Source organism: Streptomyces sp. NPDC007088 (assembly GCF_042869355.1).
Lineage (GTDB): Bacteria > Actinomycetota > Actinomycetes > Streptomycetales > Streptomycetaceae > Streptomyces.
Genome location: NZ_JBIAFO010000002.1, coordinates 25,709 through 43,233, shown reverse-complemented (window position 1 = coordinate 43,233; position 17,525 = coordinate 25,709). Strand labels below are relative to the sequence as shown.

Genomic DNA, 17,525 nt, shown 5'->3' with positions numbered 1-17,525 from the left:
TCAGCCCTTGACGCCGGTGAGGGTGATGCCCTCGACGAAGGTGCGCTGGGCGAAGAAGAAGACGAGGACCACGGGGAGGGTGGCGAGGGTGGTGACGGCCATGATCACGCCCCAGTCGGTGCTGTGCGCCCCGTGGAAGGAGGCCAGGCCGTAGGCGACGGTCCAGTGCGCCGGGTTCTCGGAGGTGTAGAGGAGCGGGCCGTAGTAGTCGTTCCAGCACTGGAAGAACATGAAGATCGAGGCCGCGGCGATGCCCGGTTTGGCCATCGGCACCAGGACGCGGGTGAGGACGCCCCATTCCCCGTTGCCGTCCATGCGGGCCGCGTCGAGGTACTCGGTGGGGATGGAGAGGAAGAACTGCCGCAGCAGGAAGATCGAGAAGGCGTTGCCGAACAGGTGCGGCAGGATGAGCGGCCAGAAGGTGCCCACCACGCGCAACTGGGCCCACATGACGTACACCGGCACCTGGGTGACCTGCGGCGGCAGCAGCATCGCGACGATGATCGCGAAGAACAGCAGGCTGGAGCCGCGGAAGCGCACCTTGGCCAGGACGTAGGCCATGGGCACCGAGGACAGCAGCATGAGGATCGTGGAAGCACCCGCGTACAGCAGCGAGTTGGCGAACCAGCGGCCGAGCGGGGCGCTGCGGAACGCGGTGAGGTAGTTCGACCACTTGAAGGGGTGGGGCCACAGCGCGCCGGTGAGGGTCTGGTGGCCGCCCATGAAGGAGGTCAGGACGACGAAGACGACGGGGACGAGGAAGACGAGGGCGAGCGCGAGGAGCAGCGCGTGCTCGGCGATCCAGGCGAGCGCCCGCCTGCTCCCCGGCCGGGGCGGGGCGGGTGCGGGCGGGGCGGGCGCGGGCCGGGTCGTCAGGGGCTGGGTGGTGGTCATGTGGTCCTCAGGCACCCTTCTGCCGGAAGAGCCCGGCCCGGCGGAGCAGGACCGCCATGACGGCGGCGGCCACGGCGAACAGGACGACGGCCATGGCGGCGGCGTAGCCGAGCTGGAAGCTGCTGAAGCCCTGGACGTACATCCACTGGGTGAAGGTCAGCAGCGAGTCGTTGGGATAGCCGAGCAGCTGGTCGGCGCCGGCGTCGATCCCGGTCTTGCCGTTGGCGACGCTGGAGGCGACGGCGGCCTCGGTGAAGTACTGGAGGGCGGCGATGACCCCGGTGACGGCCGAGAAGAGCACGACGGGCGAGATGTTCGGCAGGGTGACGTAGCGGAACTTGCCCGCGGCCCCCGCGCCGTCCAGTTCGGCGGCCTCGTACTGGTCCTTCGGTACGTCCAGGAGCGCGGCGAGGAAGATCACCATGATGTCGCCCATCATCCAGACGCCGAGCAGGAGCAGGGAGGGCTTGGAGAGCGAGGGGTCGTTGAACCAGAGCGGCCCCTTGACGCCGAAGGCGCGCAGCAGGGCGTTCACGGGCCCGGCGCCGGGGTTGAAGAGGAAGACGAAGCCGACGACGGAGGCGACGGGCGGCACCAGCGCCGGGATGTAGAACAGCGTGCGCCACAGGCCCGCGGCGCGCTTGCGCCGGGTGAGCAGGAGCGCGATGCCGAGCGAGCAGGCCATCCGCACGGGGACGAGGATCACCACGAACCACAGGGTGTTGAGCGCCGCTTTGCCGACGCGGGGGTCCTGGGTGAACAGGTACGTGTAGTTGCGCAGGCCGATCCACTTCGGCGTGCTCGCGAGGTCGTAGTTGGTGAAGGAGTAGAAGACGTTGGCGCACAGCGGGTAGACGAAGAACACCACCAGCCCGATGAGGGCGGGGCCGGTCATCGACCAGAAGGTGAGCCGTGCGCGCAGGGTGCGCCGGGCACGGGAGCGGCGGTGGGCGTCGTGGGCCGGCGCGGCGGGGACTCCGCTCGCGCCGGGGCGGGCGGCACGGGAGGGCGGCCGGTGCAGGGGTATCGGGGAATCACTCATGAGGTCACTTCGCTCGTCGCAGGCCGAGTGCGTTGTCGATGTCCTTGTCGACCTTCCGCAGGCCCGGGGCCAGCCCGGCCCCCGAACTCTGCTGGTAGGCGGTCCAGAAGTCGTCGACGGTCGCGGTGAGGGTGGAGCCGATCTCCGTGACCGGGCTCGTGTCGCTCGCCGGATGCGCCGAGGCGTCGATGAAGGTGCGGTAGGGGGCGGGCGCGTCCAGGGCCGGGGAGGCGGCCGCGCTCTTGAGCGTGGGGATGTTCTTGATGCCGTTGGCGAGTCTCACGGCGGCGGCGGTGTTCGTGGTCAGGTACTTGACCAGCGTCCAGGCGGCCTCCTTGTGCGAGGAGCGCTTGTTGACGCCGATGTCCGCCGCCGAGACGAAACCACCGCCGTAGCGCTGGCCGCTGCCCTGGAGGACCGGGAAGGGAGCGGTGCCGTACCGCAGTTCCTTCGCCTGCTCCTCGATGAAGGCGACGCGCCATTCGCCGTCGAGGGTCATGGCTATCCGGCCCCGCTGGAAGGCGTTGTCCGCCGACCATTCGTCCCCGAGTCCGGCGGTGAAGGTCTTGAGCTTGTCGTAGCCGATCTTCTTGACGAACCTCTGCTGCCAGGACATCAGCGCCCGCCACTGCGGGGTGGAGCCGACGGAGGCCTCGCCGTCGCGCATCCAGCGGACCCCGGCGGCGTGGCCGAGGGTGCCGGCGGTGTTCTGCTGGAAGCCGACGAGGGGGTTGAAGCCGAGCGTCTTGAGGGAGCCGTCCGCGTGGTACGTGGTCAGCTTGAGCGCCATCTTCTCCAGTTGCCGGAGCGTACGGGGCGGGGTGCGGTAACCGGCCCGGGACAGCAGCGTCTTGTTGTAGTAGAGGCCGTAGACGTCGGAGGTGGTGGGCAGGGAGCAGCGGCGTCCGCCGAAGGCGGTGGCCTCGGCGAAGATGCCCTGGAAGTCGTGGGTGGAGATCCCGTCCCTGCGCATCCACGGCGCCAGGTCCTCCATGGTCTTGCAGGCGGTGCCGAGCGTGGTGTTGACGTTGGTGATCATGGCGTCCACGTCGCCGCCGGAGGAGACGACCTGGGTGATCTTCGTGTCCTGCTGGGCGCTGTGGACGGTGACGTGGATCTCCGGGTGGCGCTTCTCGAAGTCGTCCACGACCGACTGGATGACGGCCGCCTCACGGCCCGAGTAGTGGTGCCAGAGCTGGACGGACCCGGAGGGGCGGGAGGGGGCCCGCGCGGGCACGGGACCGTCGGTGCCCGCCGCGCAGCCGGTGAGCAGCAGCGCCGCGGCGAGCAGGCCGGCACTTGTCCGGCGGCGCCGTGGGCGCGGAAAACGAAAGGCTGGGTACATAGCGGTGCCTTCCTGCTGAGCGTGTACGAGGTGTCGCCGGGCGTACTCCTGGGAGGGGAGGCGGTGGGGGTGGGGGTGGTGGTGGTGGTGTGTGCGTCGGGGGGCGTGCACCGGAGGGGGGCGGCCGGGTGGTGCGTGAACCGGCGAGGGGTCAGCCGGACGGTGGTGGTGGTGCGTACGTCGGGGGTGGGTCAGCCGCACGGTGGTGCTGCGTGCGTCGAACGTGGGTCAGCCGGGCGGTAGGTGGGTGCGTCGGGGGTGGGTCAGCCGGAAAGGGGTCAGTCGATGTCGCGGAGACGTTCGGCGAGGACCCGGGCGCTGTCCTCGCCGGAGGGCGAGCCCGCCGCGCGGGCGAGGAGCGCCTCCCGCAGGCGGGCGCCGAGAGCGATGCGCGCGCCGTCGAGGACGGCGTCTCCCTCGACGGCGCTGAGCCTGAGGTCGGGGTCCCAGCGGGTGTGCTCGCGCAGGTACCGCGTGGTGAGGTCGACGAGCGTCCCGCCCCCGGCGCGGCCCACGGGGCCGCCGAGGACGACGACGTCCGGGTCGATGACGCCGAGGACGGGGATCACGCTCTGCGCGAGCCGGGGCGCGTAGACCCGCGAGACCCGTTCGGGCAGCCGCTCCCCCGCGAGCACGCGGGCGAAGCCGTCCTCGGCCCAGCCCGTCTCCCGTCCGATGCGGTCGAGGGCGCGCGCGCCGAGGAAGCCTTCGAGGTCCTCGGCCTCGGTGTCCACGCCCGCGAGCGCGCCCGGCACTGGAAGGTTGCCGATCTCGCCCGCGCCGCCCGAGGCACCGCGCAGCGCGGTGCCCGCGACGTCCACGGCGAGCCCGATACCGTAACCGGCCCACAGGAGGGCGAAGGTGCCCGCCGGTGAGTACGGGCCGCTCGCGCGCTCGGCGACCGCGGCGAGGTTCACGTCGTTGTCGACGCCCACCTCGCAGCCGAGCGCGCCCTCCAGTTGCCTGCGGATGCTCTTGCGGGACCAGCCGGGCAGCGCCGCCACCGAACTGAGTTCGTCGTGGCGGGGGTCGACGCTGCTGGGCACGCCGACCCGGATGTGCCGGATCGCGGTGAGTTCGACGCCCGCGGCCTCGCAGGCGTCTAGCACGGCCTGCGCCACGTCCCGGGCCGCGCTGCGGCGGGCCGGCATCCCGGACGCCGCCTTGTGGGCGACGGGGTGGGGCGTGCCGGCGAGGTCGACGACGGTGGACCGTACGCCTTCCTGGTCGACGTTGATCGCGACGCCGTAGGCGAGGTCGTTGCGGACGCCGTACAGCGCGGCGCGCGGCCCGCGGCCGACCGACTCCTCGCCGACGACCTCGATGAGCCCCTTGTCCTCCAGCCGCGCGATCATCTGCGTCGCGGTCGGCCTGGACAGGCCGCTGCGCTCGCCGACCCCGTTGCGGCTGAGGGGGCCGTGGTCGAGCAGCAGCCGAAGGGCGGTGACGGCGTTCTGGTCGCCCAGCCACGACGGTGTTCCTCTGACGGCCATGGCCAGTTTCCTTCCCAGGGGGTTCCGGTGCGAGGAACGTACCAGAAACTTTCTTAAGAGAAACCCCCTCGGCAGGACGTACTCCTTCCGTTACCAACGGACGGACAGAAGCCTTTATTCGCCAGGTATCTACCTGACTGACCCTCACCCCTGGCGCTTCCCGCCCCGAGCGCCCTAACATCTCGCAAGAAAGTTTCGAGTAATGGAGGTGGCCTCATGACCGACGTGCTGCGCGTGGGCGTCCTGGGCAGCGGCGGCATCGCGACCGCGCCCTACGGCGTCCTGCCCAACCTGCGCGAGTACGGGGACCGGATACGGGTGACCGCCCTCGCGGACGTGGACGCCGAACGGGCGCGCGTGACCGCGGACCGGTTCGGGATACCGGCCGCCTTCGGCTCCCTGGAGGCGATGCTGGAGGGCGCGGAGTTCGACGCGGTCGTCAACCTCACGCCGATCCCGCTGCACGCGGCGACCTCGCGCACGATCCTCGAACACGGCAAGCACCTCGCCGTCGAGAAGCCCCTCGCGGCCACGGTCGAGGAGGCGGACGCCCTCATCGCCCTGGCCGCCGCACGCGGCCTCAGCATCGTCTGCGCCCCGCCGGACCTCCTGTACGAGCCCTACGAACGGGCCGGCGAACTGCTGCGCGCGGGCACGATCGGCAAGGTGGCCTTCGCCCGGGTACGCAGCTCGCACGCGGGTCCGGGCGGAGGCCCGCTCGGCTGGACCTCCGACCCGAGCTGGTTCTACCGCGAGGGCTCGGGCCCGCTGCTCGACATGGGGGTGTACGGCATCCACGAGATCACCGGGCTCCTGGGCCCCGCGCGCCGGGTGGTCGCCTTCGCCGGGATCACCGAGCCGGTCAGGACCGTGCGCGGGGGCCCCTTCCGGGGCCTGGAGATGCCGGTCACCGCCCCCGACAACTGCCTGTTCATGCTCGACTTCGGCGACTCCACGTACGCCGTAGTGGACGGCACCTTCAACGTCCACGCCTCCCGCGCGCCGAAGGTGGAGGTCTTCGGCCGTCGCGGAGTGGTGAGCCTCTTCCGCCCGGACGGCCCGGACCTGGAGCTGTACCGCACCGACATCGCGGAGGGCGTCGACGGCTGGGTCGAGCCGCCCCAGCCGCTCGCCACCAACACCCGCCGGGCCCGCTACGGGCGCGCGCTCCTCGTCGGCCACCTCGCCGACATCGTCCTCGACGGAGCGCCCCCCGTACTGACGGCCGAGCACGCCCGGCACGCGCTGGAGATCATGATCGCCGTGACGACCTCGGCGCGGGAACAGCGCTTCGTCGACCTGACGACCACCTTCTGACCCCGGCCTCTGACCCCGGCCGCACGCCTCGCGCGACCGGCGCGGGACCTGCCCTCCGGGGCCGTCCGCGCCGCACGGGTACGCCGGCGCCGCGCGGGCCCCCGCCCCTCCGCGGCCCGTCCGCGCCGTACCGCCGCGCCGGCACCCTTGACCGGTCTCGGCCCTCCCCTCGCCCTCCGTCTCCCCCGCCCTCACCGAACCGAGGAGCAGCACGTATGCCCACGCCCCCCGCCCCCCTGCGCGTCGCCGTCATCGGCTTCGACCACTGGTACGCGGCGATCCCCTTCGCCCGGCGCGCGGCCGCCGACCCCGCCGTACGCCTCGTCGCCCTCGTGGACCGCGACCCCGCGCGCACCGCGCACGTCGCCGAGCTGACGGGGTGCGCGCGCACGTCCACGGACCCCGCCTCGGTCCTGGAGGACCCGGAGGTGGACGCGGTCGCCTGCTTCACGAGCGTCGACCGGAGCCCCGCGTTGTGCGTCGCGGCGGCCCGCGCGGGAAAGCACATCGTCTCGGTCAAGCCCCTGGCCCTGACGCTCGCCGACGCGGACCGGGTCGTCACCGAGGTCGAGCGGGCCCAAGTCGTCTTCGTGCCCAGCGAGTCGCGGCACACCTCTCCGCTCGCCCGGCGGCTCACCGGCCTGGTCGACTCCGGACGGCTCGGCGAACTGCGCTCCGGCACCTTCGCGATGGACAGCGGTCTGCCCCTCTCCTGGCCGGGCGCGACGGACGGCCCCGGCTGGTGGGCGGACCCGGAGCGCACCGCGGGCGGGGCCTGGATCGATCACGCCGTCTACCAGATCGACCGTGTCCAGGCGCTGTTCGGCTCCCCCGTCGCGCACATCACGGGAACCGTCGCGAACATCGCGCACCCCGGGCTCCCGGTCGAGGACTACGGGCACGCCGTGCTGACGCTGGAGAGCGGCGCCGTCGTCACGGTCGAGGACACGTGGATCGCCCCGCCGGGCACCTCCTCGACCCGGGCGCATCTGGTGGGTTCGAAGGGAGCGGTGCACCACTCCACCGCGACCGGCACGTTCGGCCTCGCGGAGGAGGGCGGCGAGTGGTCCTTCTCCCGGCTGCCGGAGGACACCTTCGACACGCTCGACGTCCTCCTCGCCGCCGTCAACGACGGGGTACCGCCCCGCTCCGGCGTCCGCACCGCCCGGCAGACCCTCGCCACGTGCCTCGCCTTCTACGCCGACGCCCGGGGCTGAGGGGTGCCCGCCGGGCGTCCGGCGGACGGAGCCCAGGACCACCACAGCGCCAACAGGCACCGGGGAGACGTGAACACTGACTACATCGTGGGCGTGGACGCGGGCGGCACGAGGACCCGCCTGCGCCTGGCCACGCCACAGGGCCGTACGCTCGCCGACCACCGGCACCCCGCGGGCGACTGGACGGCGCTGGACGCCGCCGGGAAAGCGGGGCGGCTGGCCGCAGCGCTGCGCGCGGTGACGGAACGTCCGCCGCTCGCGGTGGCCGTGGGCGCGCACGGCTGCGACTCGGAGGAGGAGTGCGACGCGCTGCGCGAGGCGGTCGCGGACCGCACCGGCGTGGCGGTGGCCGTCGTCAACGACGCCTTCCTGCTGGAAGCGGCCGTACCGGACGAGGGCCCCGCCGCCGGCCTCGTCGTCGGCACCGGCTCCATCGCGGTCGGCCGGCACGCCGACGGCACCTCGCTGTACGCGGGGGGCTGGGGCTGGCTCCTGGGCGACCCCGGCTCGGGCTGGGGCACCGTGAGAGAGGCCGTCCGCCTGCTCACCCACGCACACGACCGGACGGGCCGGACCGAGGACCCGCTGCTCCCCCCGCTCGTACGACTGGCGGGCGGCGGAGGACTGCGCGACGTCGTGGACGCCCTGCAACGCCTCCCCCCGCGCGAGTGGGCCGCCTGGGCCCCCGCCGTCTTCGACGCGGCCGACGCCGGCTCCCCCGCCGCCCGCGCCGCGATCACCCGTGGCGCCGACGACCTCGTGAGCCTCGTGTCGGACCTGCGCGCACGCGGAGCCGCCTTCCACCGCGTCATCGGCGGCGGCAGCGTACTGGCCTCCCGCCCCCACCTCGCCCACCGGCTGGCCTCGGGCCTGCGCACCCGCCTGAACCTGCCCCTCACCGTCTACACGGGAGAACCGGTCGCGGGCGCGGTACACCTCGCACGGGCCTTGGCGGCGAGGGGGTGAGCTGCGTGCCGGGACCCTCCGGCGGGGCGTGAGGAGGAGGACTGCCGGAGGGATGCGCGACTACTGCGCGACGCCGGTCCGTCCAGCACCGCGCTGCGCGCGCCGGCCGGGCGAAACGGCGTCGGGCCACCGGTCAGACGTTGAAGCGGAACATGTAGTACAGGGCTGCGACCTGCGGAAACAGGGTTCCGCGGGGTCGCATCCAGCACCAATCCAGCACCGTAGGAACTCATCCAGCACGTGGAGCTGAAACATCTGGCGGAGGTCGTGGAACGCGCCGACCGCGATGACGTACCCACCGTGATCACGCGCCGCGGCAAGGAAGTCGCCGCCGTCGTTTCCATTGAGGTACTGCGCAAGTACCAGGAGTGGGAAGAGCGCGAGATCAATCGGATCATCGACGAGCGCATGGCCAACCCCGCACCCGGCATCCCGATCGAGGACATCATGAGGGAGACGCTGGCGCGCGGTGAGTGAGTACCGGACCGTCTTCCGCCCCGAGGCGCAGGCCGAGCTTCGGAAGATCCCGCGCGAGATGGCGCTGCTCATCCTGGCCAAGCTGACCGAGCTGGAAAGCGATCCGCTCGGCTTCAACACCACCGCATTCGTGTCCCAGCCAGATCGCCGGCGCCTACGGGTTGGCGACTACCGCGTCGTCTACACGATCGACAACGGGGAGCTGGTGGCTGGGTCGTTCACGTGGGGCACCGGTCCACCGTTTACGACACCTGACCACCGCTGACCACACGTCAGAATATCCAGCACCCATCTAGCACGGGGAAGACGAAGGGGTCGAGCTCGACGGAGCCCGACCCCTTCTGACGTGTACGCTTGACTCAATTCCTAACGTGCGGTAATGACACGGCTACACGTTGAACCGGAACCTCCAATACAGAGCTTCGACCTGCGGAAACACGGTTCCCGCAGGGCTCATCCAGCACCGATCCAGCACGGTGCAACGTCAACCAGCACATCCAGCACCCGCGACCGCGACACGGAATCTGCCCGCCGCCACCCGATCGAGGGCACCCTGAGGGAGACGCTGGTAGCCGGTGAGTGAGTCCCCCGGACCGTCTTCCGAGCGTAAGTACACCCCCGGCTGGCGGAGATCCCTCGCGACGCGGGAGGTTCAGCTTTGCTGCGAACAAAGGCCCGCCCGGCGCGCCACTGGATGGGGTCAGAATCAACTTCGAGACCATCGACCGGAAATACCCTTGCCGCCTCCGAGGTCAGTCGAGCTTCTCGAACGCCGGCCTTGGAGCGATGACGAGCGTGCGCTTTTCATTGATATTGAGCCATGTCGGAGCTTCCACCGACATGAGCTTGCGGTCGACAGTAATCAGATTCTGCTGCGCCGCTTCGTTTAGGGCATCAAGTATATCAACCACCTTCACCTTCCCATACTTCTCCAGTTGCGCCTGGATTTTCTGGGCCTTCGCGCTCGGCTTGTAATAATAGGGTGCGCGATCATGCCTGCCAACCGTCAGAATCGCTTCAGCAACTGCTTCATACGCATCGTTAAACAAGCCCATGAAGCCGTCGGGGTCTGGCAGGGCAATTAGATGCAGACTGTTCCACCTCTGATATCCCGCCGGAAGGTCTAGGGCCTGTGGAACAATGGCCACTCGGAGTCCATTGCCATCTTCGAGTTGATGCCAATTACTTTTGATAGTCGCGGCGGCAAACCGCGCCTTCTCCGTACTACTCAGGAACAGGTCGGTCTTCCATACCTTCTTGATCCGTTCCCGCAGATCAGGTTCGGCGGCGACACCGCGAGCAGCGATCGGCACCCAGGATCCAAATGCGAACGGCCGACCTGACCCGTCAGGCAACAACACCGCATCACCACTCGCGTTGTTGACGACGGCCTCAGTGAATCCGAGATGGCGCGCACGCTCGTGCCCGAACATCAGAGACGTAGGCCTGTCCAAGTCGGCGAAGGACCTAGGGCTCACCTTCTTGAGCGCTTCGCTGACCAGATCGGTAACGCGTGGTTCGCCGCCGACAATCGCCTCGTGAACGGCCCACTCAAACCCATCCCCACGCGATCCCTTGTCGCGGTGCAGGCGAGCGAGTTTAGCGAGCTGTCGAAATGTGACCTCAACTCGATCGCAATTGAGGTCTTCAAGGTCCGCTTGCGACAATTCATCAAAATGGGCCCTCAGAATTGATCGCGATACCGCATAAAGAGCACGACCGTACTCATCAACTGGTTCGGCCTGACTAAGGAAGGTAACATCAGCCATTCAGCGACTCCCCATTTCGCCACACGAAAGGTTGAACCGGAAATCAGCTACGGCGGAGCTGAACGCCGAACACAGAGATCCCACCTGCGAAAACCGAGGTTTGAAGTAGGTCATCGTCCCAGCACACACAGGACACTCACCGATCAGTAGTGATACCGGGCAGCGAGGATGACGATCTCATTGTCCGTCACCAGATAGACGAGTCGGTGCTCTTCGTCGATCCGTCGCGACCAGGCCCCAGGCAGGTGATACTTCAGCGGCTCCGGCTTACCGATGCCCACGAAGGGGTCACGCCTGACATCTTCGATGAGCTTGTTGATCCGGGCGAGCATCTTACGGTCGTTCTTGAGCCAGGACGTGTAGTCCTCCCAGCCCTGATCCTCGAAGACGAGCCTCACGCGGCACCCGCACCTGCGTCCGGTGACTCGGGATCGATCAGCTCACGCTCCGACACCTTGATGTGCGACAGGGCGTTCTCGTACGCCTTGAGCAACCGCCGGGCGTTCGCTGGCGAGCGCAGCAGGTAGGAGCCCTCGCGCAGCGCCATGTAGTCCTCGGCCGAGACAAGCACCGCGTTACCGTGCTTGGAGACGATCTCGATGGCCTCATGATTCTCGTTGACCTTTTTGATCAACGGAAACAGTTCCTTGCGCGCTTCACTCGCAGTGATGGACATGACTTCAACCCTCCCATCAAGTGGTACTCAATAACGTACCACTGTTGGTGTCATCTGAGAGAGGAACCGACTGATGGCGCCTCAGCTGATCCAGCACCCATCCAGCACGGGGAAAGGCCAGGGGCCCACCTCCGGAGAAGTGGACCCCATCTGACCTGCCTGTTTGCCACGTCAACGACGTGGTGTTATTTCATCCGCTCACACGTTGAAGCGGAACTCCACCACGTCCCCGTCCCGCATCACGTAGTCCTTGCCCTCCATGCGGGCCTTGCCGGCGGCGCGGGCGTCGGCGACGGAGCCGGCGGTGAGGAGGTCCTCGTAGGAGATGATCTCGGCCTTGATGAAGCCGCGCTCGAAGTCGGTGTGGATGACTCCGGCGGCCTCGGGGGCGGTGGCGCCCTTCTTGATGGTCCAGGCGCGGGTTTCCTTGGGGCCGGCCGTCAGGTAGGTCTGGAGGCCCAGGGTCTCGAAGCCCACGCGGGCGAGGGTGGCGAGGCCCGGCTCGTCCTGGCCGACGGACTGAAGGAGTTCGAGGGCCTCCTCGTCGTCCAGCTCGGCGAGGTCCGCCTCCAGCTTCGCGTTCAGGAAGATCGCCTCGGCGGGAGCGACGAGGGCGCGCTGCTCGGCCTTGAAGGTGTCGTCGGTCAGCTCGTCCTCGTCCACGTTGAAGACGTAGAGGAAGGGCTTCGTCGTGAGCAGGTGCAGGTCGTGCAGGGGGGCGGCCTTCTCGGTGCCCTGGGCGAAGCCCTTCGCGAAGAGGGTGTCGCCCGCGTCCAGGACGGCCTTGGCCTCTTCGAGGAGCGCGACCTTCGGCTGCACGTCCTTCTTGATGCGCGCCTCCTTGGCCAGGCGCGGCAGGACCTTCTCGATGGTCTGGAGGTCGGCGAGGATCAGCTCGGTGTTGATCGTCTCGATGTCGGACTTCGGGGAGACCTTGCCGTCGACGTGCACGACGTTGTCGTCCTTGAAGGCGCGGATGACCTGGCAGATCGCGTCGGTCTCGCGGATGTTGGCCAGGAACTTGTTGCCCAGGCCCTCGCCCTCGCTCGCGCCCCGGACGATGCCCGCGATGTCGACGAAGTCGACGGTCGCCGGGAGGATCTTCGCCGAGCCGAACACCTCCGCGAGCTTCGCCAGCCGGGGGTCCGGTACGCCCACCACGCCCACGTTCGGCTCGATGGTGGCGAACGGGTAGTTGGCCGCCAGCACGTCGTTCTTCGTCAGGGCGTTGAACAGGGTCGACTTACCGACATTGGGCAGTCCGACAATTCCGATACTTGTACTCATGACACAAACGTCCGCTCGCGAATCCAAAGGGTGGGCAAAGGCTGGGTACGGCCGTGACTGCGGGGCTCTCCGGCTCGTCCACTCCCCGGTGGCCCAAGTGCGCCCTCGTCTCCGTGCCGGTGCGCGTATCACGGTACAGGGAGCGGACGGGGTGGTAGCCACCCGAGCGGGGGCCGGGGACCGGGCCGGCGCGGTCGGGCGGCGCGGGACGACGGGGGTACGGCTCTCCGGCACCGTTCCGGACGCGTCCCGGCACACCGTTCCGAACCCGTCCCGGCACCGGACCGAACCCGTCCCCGGCACCGTTCTGGCGCGGTCGCCATTACCACACCCCGGGCACACCTCGGGCAAAGTGCGTGTCCCGGCCAGGGATCGTACGGGCCCGGCGCCTACGTTGGTGCGGTGGAGCAACCCAGTACGCGTCCCGAGCCGCGCCCCCGATCCCCCCTGTCCCCCCTGTCCTCGTCCTCTTCGGCGCCACTGCCCCCGCAGGGCGGTCGCTCGTCCCGGGCCTCGTCCCCGTCGGCGGGCCAGGCGGCGCGCGGCTCGCGCGGTGTGCGGGAGCGGGGCGGGCGGGCCCGGCGGCCCGATGAGGGCCCGTCGGACGCGGCGTACCGCGCGTCCGGGTCCGCGCGGCCGGCGGTCCGGCTGCCGGGGCCGCGGCTGACGGGGCTGGGGGCCGGGCTCTTCGCGATCGCGGCGATGTTCCTCGTCGCCGGGATCTCCTGGCTGCTGTTCGACGGCTCTCCCCTGTGTTATGGCCTGCTCTTCGTGGTCGTGAGCGGCCTCGCCGGGGTGTGGGTGCGGCCCGCCGACCTCGTCACCCCGCCCGTCGCGGCGCCCATCGCCTTCGCGCTCGGCATGGTGCCGCTGTCGGGCGGCACCGGCGGGATCGGCGGTCATCTCATGGGGCTGCTGACCGCCCTCGCCCTGCACGCCGGGTGGCTGTACGCCGGGACGCTGCTCGCGGCGCTGATCGTCGCGGTACGCAAGGTGCGGCTCATGCGGCGCCGGCGTACCGGCCGGGCGGCCCCCCGGCCGGCGGGCCGGCGGCCGGGGCGCGCGGCGTCCCCCACGGCCGCCGGACGCGGGGCCGGGTACGGACGCGCGGCGGGGTCCGTCTCCTCCCGTTCCGCCCGGGGCGGGCGCGGGCGGGGCTGAGAGTCCCCGGAGGCCCCCCGGCCCGCGCGCCCGCGTCCGGGTCATGGGGTCCCGCGTCGCGGTCAGACCTGCCCGTCCCGCTCCCCCGCGCGCATCGCGGCGCCGACGATTCCGGCGTTGTTCTGGAGCTGGGCGGGGACGATCTCGGCCCGGATGCCCTCGATCAGCGGCAGGAACTTCTCGGACTTGCGGCTCACGCCGCCGCCGATGACGAACAGCTCGGGCGAGAACAGCATCTCGACGTGGGCGAGGTACTTCTGCACGCGGCGCGCCCAGTGCGACCAGCTCAGGTCGTGGTCCTCCTTGGCCTTGGAGGAGGCGCGCTTCTCCGCGTCGTGCCCGTCCAGCTCCAGGTGGCCGAGTTCGGTGTTGGCGACGAGACGCCCGTCGGTGAACAGGCCGCTGCCGACGCCGGTGCCGAAGGTCAGCAGGATGACGGTGCCGGTGCGGCCCTTGCCCGCGCCGAAGCTCATCTCGGCGACGCCCGCCGCGTCCGCGTCGTTGAGCGCGGTGACCGGGCAGTCCGCGCCCAGGCGTTCGCGCAACAGGTCCTCGATGTGGACGCCGACCCAGCTCTTGTCGACGTTGGCCGCCGTACGCACCGTCCCGTCGGTGATCACCCCGGGGAAGGTGACGCCCACCGGCCCACTCCACCCGAAGTGGTCGATGACCTCTTTGACCTTGTCCGCGACCCCGTCCGGGGTGGCCGGGTGCGGGGTGAGCACTTTGTGCCGGTCCTGCGCCAGGTCGCCGCGGTCCAGGTCCACGGGCGCGCCCTTGATTCCGGAGCCGCCGATGTCCACGCCGAAGATCTGCATGGACTCACGGTACGACGCGTGGCGGGCCGTCACTTCCGGAACGGCCCGTCTGATCGTGCCCGCCGCGCCCCCGCCCGCGTGCGCCGGGCACGACCGGGGCCCGGAGACGGACGTGCGCCGGGCACGACTGGGGCCCGGGGACGGACGCGCGCCGCGCTCACCGGGCCCCGTGGACGCACACGCGCCGCGCGTCACCGGAGCCCGGTGGCGCGCGGCGGGTGGGGGGTGCGCGGGCCGGTCAGTTCCCGGTGGCCGGGGCGCCCCCGGCGAGGGCCGACGCCTCGGCGCGCAGGTCGCGGCGGAGTTCCTTCGGCAGCGAGAAGGTGATGGACTCCTCGGCGGCCTTGACGATCTCGACGTCCTCGTAGCCGAGCCGGGCGACGTGTTCGAGTACGCCCTCGACGAGGACCTCGGGCACCGAGGCCCCGGAGGTCACGCCGATCGTGGCGACGCCCTCGAACCAGCTGTCGTCGATCTCCTCGGCGAAGTCGACGAGGTGGGCGTCGCCCGCCCCGGCGCCCTTGGCGACCTCGACCAGGCGCACCGAGTTGGAGGAGTTCTTGGAGCCGACGACGATGACGAGGTCGGCCTCGGCGCCCATCTGCTTGACGGCGGTCTGCCGGTTCTGCGTGGCGTAGCAGATGTCGTCGCTGGGCGGCGACAGGAGCTGCGGGAACTTGTCCTTGAGCTTGTCGACGGTCTCCATCGTCTCGTCGACGGACAGGGTGGTCTGGGACAGCCACACGACCTTCGACTCGTCGCGCACGGTGACGTTCTCGACGTCCTCGGGGCCGTCGACCAGCGTGATGTGGTCGGGGGCCTCTCCGGAGGTGCCGATGACCTCCTCGTGGCCGTCGTGGCCGATGAGGAGGATGTCGTAGTCCTCACTGGCGTAGCGGACGGCCTCGCGGTGCACCTTGGTGACCAGCGGGCAGGTCGCGTCGATCGTGGCGAGCCGGCGCTGCGCCGCCTCCTCGTGGACGGTGGGCGCGACGCCGTGGGCGGAGAACATGACGATGGAGCCCTCGGGGACCTCGTCGGTCCGGTCGACGAAGATCGCCCCCTTCCGCTCCAGGGTCTGGACGACGTACTTGTTGTGGACGATCTCGTGCCGGACGTAGACGGGAGACCCGTACTGCTCCAGGGCCTTCTCCACGGCGATCACGGCGCGGTCCACACCCGCGCAGTAGCCGCGGGGCGCGGCGAGCAGGACGCGCTTGGCCGCGCGACCCGTGGTGTCCCCCGCGGGGGACCGGTCGGGCGTCGGGCTGGACGTAGCAGTCATGCAGCCCATCGTAAGGCCGCGCTTGACAGGTCGAAGATCGCGTCCTCGCCGAGACTGGGGAACAGCCGTCCGCGCGGACGGGACGGCGGCAGTGGAGGACGGTCCCGCCGGGTACGAGCGGCGGGACCGAAGGACGCGAGCGAGGACCGACGGAGGCGTGATGACCGCGAGCGGGAGCGGGTCCGGCGCGGACCGGTACGGGAAGGGACACGGCGCGGACCACGGAGGCGGGGCCGGGGGCGGAAGCGGGCCCGGTGGTGGGGGTGGGAACGGCGGTGGGGCGTCGCCCGCGCCGCCGCCCGTGGGAGGCCCCGGTGCCGCGCCGGAGGCGGGCCGGCTGCGGCGCACGCTGGGCTTCCGCGATCTCGTCGTGTACGGACTGCTGTTCATCGCCCCGATGGCCCCGGTCGGGATCTTCGGCACGCTGGACGCGAAGTCGCACGGCGCGGTGGCCCTCGTCTACCTCGTGGCGACGGTCGCGATGGGCTTCACGGCCTTCAGTTACGCGCAGATGGTGCGGGTCGTCCCGCACGCGGGTTCGGTGTTCGCGTACGCCCGAGCGGGTCTGGGGCAGGCGCCGGGGTTCATCGCGGGCTGGATGGCGATGCTGGACTACCTGCTGATCCCGGCGGTCGCGTACCTGTTCTCCGGTATCGCGATGAACTCGCTGCTGCCCGACGTGTCGCGCTGGGTGTGGACGGCGCTCGCGGTGGTCATCACGACGGCGCTCAACCTGTGGGGGGTGCGGACGGCGGCGCGGGTCGGTTTCGCGGTGCTGGCCATGGAGGTCGTGGTCCTGCTGGTCTTCGCGGTCACGGCGATCGTCGTGCTCGCACGGGACGGGGCCACCCGGGACTGGTGGTCGCCGCTCGCCGGGGACGGGAGCTTCCAGGTGTCGGCGGTGCTCGGCGCGGTCTCGGTCGCGGTCCTCTCCTACCTCGGCTTCGACGCGATCGTCTCCTTCGCGGAGGAGACCACGGGGGCCTCGGAGCGGGTGGCGCGCGCGGTGCTGTTCTGCCTCGCGCTCGTCGGGGTGCTGTTCGTGCTCCAGACGTATCTGGTCGCGCTTCTGGAGCCTGCCTCCTCGGCGCACCTGGCCGCGCACCCCGAGGAGCAGGGTTCGGCCTTCTACGACGCGGTGGACGCCTCGGTCGGGGAGTGGCTGCACGACCTCGTGGCCGCGAGCAAGGCGATCGGCGCGGCTTTCGCGGCGCTCGCCGGTCAGGCCGCGGCCGGCCGCCTGGTGTTCGCGATGGCCCGGGACCGGCGGCTGCCGAAGGTCCTGGCGCGGACGTTCAGCGGGGTACCGAGGTTCGCGCTGCTGCTCTCTGCGGTCGTGACCTGCGCGGCGGCGCTGTGGGCGGCGGACCGCGACGACGGCATGGACCATCTGGTGTCGGTCGTGAACATCGGGGCGCTCACCGCCTTCGTCCTGCTGCACGCGAGCGTCGTCGGCTGGTTCGCGGTACGGCGCCGCTCGGGGCGGCCGAGCTGGTGGCGGCACGGGCTGCTGCCGCTGCTGGGCGCGGCCGTCACGATCGCGGTGATCGTGGAGGCCACCGGCACGGCCCAGATCGTGGGCGCCTGCTGGCTGGTGGTGGGGCTGCTGGTCCTCTTCTTCCAGCGGGGCCGGGGCACCTCGGCGCTCGGCGGTACGGACGGCGGGGCGGACGCGGGCTGAGAGAGGCTGAGAGAGAGGGGGAAGGCGGCTGGGGCGGAGGGAGAACGGCGTGCCGCGGGCCGGGCGCCGCCCTGCCCCGTCCCCGTCCCGTCCCGGT

Annotated in this window: 16 protein-coding genes and 1 pseudogene; 7 read left to right on the top strand and 10 right to left on the bottom strand. The window is 70.6% G+C overall.

Annotated features, from left to right (window positions below; all coding sequences use genetic code 11):
• The 4 genes from ACFYMP_RS03325 to ACFYMP_RS03310 all read right to left on the bottom strand — a co-directional run bounded on the left by ACFYMP_RS03325 (position 1) and on the right by ACFYMP_RS03310 (position 4,774).
• Complete coding sequence (locus ACFYMP_RS03325; protein WP_388849732.1) at positions 1-894, bottom strand: carbohydrate ABC transporter permease; 894 nt, start codon at positions 892-894, stop codon at positions 1-3.
• A 7-nt stretch (positions 895-901) separates the two neighbouring features.
• A complete protein-coding gene (locus ACFYMP_RS03320) occupies positions 902-1,789 on the bottom strand; it encodes a carbohydrate ABC transporter permease (protein WP_388850959.1) in 888 nt (295 codons plus the stop codon).
• Positions 1,790-1,940: 151 nt separating this feature from the next.
• A complete protein-coding gene (locus ACFYMP_RS03315) occupies positions 1,941-3,281 on the bottom strand; it encodes an extracellular solute-binding protein (RefSeq protein WP_388849730.1) in 1,341 nt (446 codons plus the stop codon).
• 278 nt (positions 3,282-3,559) lie between these two features.
• Positions 3,560-4,774 carry an ROK family transcriptional regulator gene (locus tag ACFYMP_RS03310; RefSeq protein ID WP_388849727.1) on the bottom strand — a complete coding sequence of 405 codons (1,215 nt, stop codon included), beginning with the start codon at positions 4,772-4,774 and terminating at the stop codon, positions 3,560-3,562.
• Positions 4,775-4,990: 216 nt separating this feature from the next.
• On the opposite strand from ACFYMP_RS03310, the gene ACFYMP_RS03305 reads away from it, so the two are divergent.
• The 5 genes and pseudogenes from ACFYMP_RS03305 to ACFYMP_RS03285 all read left to right on the top strand — a co-directional run bounded on the left by ACFYMP_RS03305 (position 4,991) and on the right by ACFYMP_RS03285 (position 9,006).
• Positions 4,991-6,091 (top strand): Gfo/Idh/MocA family protein, encoded by a 1,101-nt coding sequence (locus tag ACFYMP_RS03305; protein ID WP_388849724.1) that lies wholly within the window; start codon positions 4,991-4,993, stop codon positions 6,089-6,091.
• Positions 6,092-6,306: 215 nt separating this feature from the next.
• Entirely contained in the window at positions 6,307-7,308 is a 1,002-nt protein-coding gene (locus ACFYMP_RS03300; RefSeq protein WP_388849721.1) for a Gfo/Idh/MocA family protein, read from the top strand.
• A gap of 69 nt (positions 7,309-7,377) precedes the next feature.
• On the top strand, positions 7,378-8,274 hold the full coding sequence (locus ACFYMP_RS03295) for an N-acetylglucosamine kinase (protein WP_388849718.1): 897 nt from the start codon (positions 7,378-7,380) through the stop codon (positions 8,272-8,274).
• A gap of 240 nt (positions 8,275-8,514) precedes the next feature.
• The gene (locus tag ACFYMP_RS03290; protein ID WP_388849715.1) at positions 8,515-8,751 is read left to right on the top strand and encodes a type II toxin-antitoxin system prevent-host-death family antitoxin; all 237 of its coding nucleotides are present in this window, start codon (positions 8,515-8,517) and stop codon (positions 8,749-8,751) included.
• Positions 8,744-9,006 (top strand): annotated as a pseudogene (locus ACFYMP_RS03285) (type II toxin-antitoxin system RelE/ParE family toxin). The gene ACFYMP_RS03290 and the pseudogene ACFYMP_RS03285 overlap by 8 nt, the downstream one beginning before the upstream one ends.
• A gap of 497 nt (positions 9,007-9,503) precedes the next feature.
• Here ACFYMP_RS03285 and ACFYMP_RS03280 read toward each other — a convergent pair.
• The 4 genes from ACFYMP_RS03280 to ychF form a co-directional block, all read right to left on the bottom strand.
• Positions 9,504-10,520: a hypothetical protein gene (locus ACFYMP_RS03280; RefSeq protein ID WP_388849712.1), complete on the bottom strand. Its 1,017-nt coding sequence runs from the start codon at positions 10,518-10,520 to the stop codon at positions 9,504-9,506.
• Between the two features lie 143 nt (positions 10,521-10,663).
• Positions 10,664-10,918 carry a Txe/YoeB family addiction module toxin gene (locus tag ACFYMP_RS03275; RefSeq protein ID WP_111380477.1) on the bottom strand — a complete coding sequence of 85 codons (255 nt, stop codon included), beginning with the start codon at positions 10,916-10,918 and terminating at the stop codon, positions 10,664-10,666.
• Positions 10,915-11,196 carry a type II toxin-antitoxin system Phd/YefM family antitoxin gene (locus tag ACFYMP_RS03270; RefSeq protein ID WP_388849708.1) on the bottom strand — a complete coding sequence of 94 codons (282 nt, stop codon included), beginning with the start codon at positions 11,194-11,196 and terminating at the stop codon, positions 10,915-10,917. Before ACFYMP_RS03270 ends, ACFYMP_RS03275 begins: the two co-directional genes overlap by 4 nt.
• A 198-nt stretch (positions 11,197-11,394) precedes the next feature.
• Positions 11,395-12,483: a redox-regulated ATPase YchF gene (ychF, locus tag ACFYMP_RS03265; RefSeq protein ID WP_388849705.1), complete on the bottom strand. Its 1,089-nt coding sequence runs from the start codon at positions 12,481-12,483 to the stop codon at positions 11,395-11,397.
• 402 nt (positions 12,484-12,885) lie between these two features.
• Between ychF and ACFYMP_RS03260 the strand changes: the two genes are divergently transcribed.
• Positions 12,886-13,644, top strand: coding sequence for a DUF6542 domain-containing protein (locus tag ACFYMP_RS03260; protein ID WP_388849702.1), 759 nt, complete (start codon positions 12,886-12,888; stop codon positions 13,642-13,644).
• A gap of 62 nt (positions 13,645-13,706) precedes the next feature.
• Here the strand turns inward: ACFYMP_RS03260 and ppgK are convergent, their stop codons facing one another.
• Together ppgK and ACFYMP_RS03250 are read right to left on the bottom strand one after the other, a co-directional pair.
• The gene (gene ppgK / locus ACFYMP_RS03255; RefSeq protein WP_388849699.1) at positions 13,707-14,462 is read right to left on the bottom strand and encodes a polyphosphate--glucose phosphotransferase; all 756 of its coding nucleotides are present in this window, start codon (positions 14,460-14,462) and stop codon (positions 13,707-13,709) included.
• 238 nt (positions 14,463-14,700) lie between these two features.
• Complete coding sequence (locus ACFYMP_RS03250) at positions 14,701-15,747, bottom strand: 4-hydroxy-3-methylbut-2-enyl diphosphate reductase (RefSeq protein WP_388849696.1); 1,047 nt, start codon at positions 15,745-15,747, stop codon at positions 14,701-14,703.
• Positions 15,748-15,907: 160 nt separating this feature from the next.
• On the opposite strand from ACFYMP_RS03250, the gene ACFYMP_RS03245 reads away from it, so the two are divergent.
• Positions 15,908-17,428, top strand: a complete 1,521-nt coding sequence (locus ACFYMP_RS03245; RefSeq protein WP_388849693.1) for an APC family permease — start codon at positions 15,908-15,910, stop codon at positions 17,426-17,428.
• Positions 17,429-17,525: the final 97 nt, after the last annotated feature.

Bases quoted from the DNA above. Each gene is read 5' to 3' on its own strand.
- ACFYMP_RS03315 (WP_388849730.1), bottom strand. From the start codon at position 3,281: ATGTACCCAGCCTTTCGTTTTCCGCGCCCACGGCGCCGCCGGACAAGT.
- ACFYMP_RS03280 (WP_388849712.1), bottom strand. From the start codon at position 10,520: ATGGCTGATGTTACCTTCCTTAGTCAGGCCGAACCAGTTGATGAGTAC.
- ACFYMP_RS03305 (WP_388849724.1), top strand. From the start codon at position 4,991: ATGACCGACGTGCTGCGCGTGGGCGTCCTGGGCAGCGGCGGCATCGCG.
- ACFYMP_RS03320 (WP_388850959.1), bottom strand. From the start codon at position 1,789: ATGACCGGCCCCGCCCTCATCGGGCTGGTGGTGTTCTTCGTCTACCCG.
- ychF (WP_388849705.1), bottom strand. From the start codon at position 12,483: ATGAGTACAAGTATCGGAATTGTCGGACTGCCCAATGTCGGTAAGTCG.
- ACFYMP_RS03325 (WP_388849732.1), bottom strand. From the start codon at position 894: ATGACCACCACCCAGCCCCTGACGACCCGGCCCGCGCCCGCCCCGCCC.
- ACFYMP_RS03250 (WP_388849696.1), bottom strand. From the start codon at position 15,747: ATGACTGCTACGTCCAGCCCGACGCCCGACCGGTCCCCCGCGGGGGAC.
- ACFYMP_RS03245 (WP_388849693.1), top strand. From the start codon at position 15,908: ATGACCGCGAGCGGGAGCGGGTCCGGCGCGGACCGGTACGGGAAGGGA.
- ACFYMP_RS03270 (WP_388849708.1), bottom strand. From the start codon at position 11,196: ATGTCCATCACTGCGAGTGAAGCGCGCAAGGAACTGTTTCCGTTGATC.
- ppgK (WP_388849699.1), bottom strand. From the start codon at position 14,462: ATGCAGATCTTCGGCGTGGACATCGGCGGCTCCGGAATCAAGGGCGCG.
- ACFYMP_RS03300 (WP_388849721.1), top strand. From the start codon at position 6,307: ATGCCCACGCCCCCCGCCCCCCTGCGCGTCGCCGTCATCGGCTTCGAC.
- ACFYMP_RS03310 (WP_388849727.1), bottom strand. From the start codon at position 4,774: ATGGCCGTCAGAGGAACACCGTCGTGGCTGGGCGACCAGAACGCCGTC.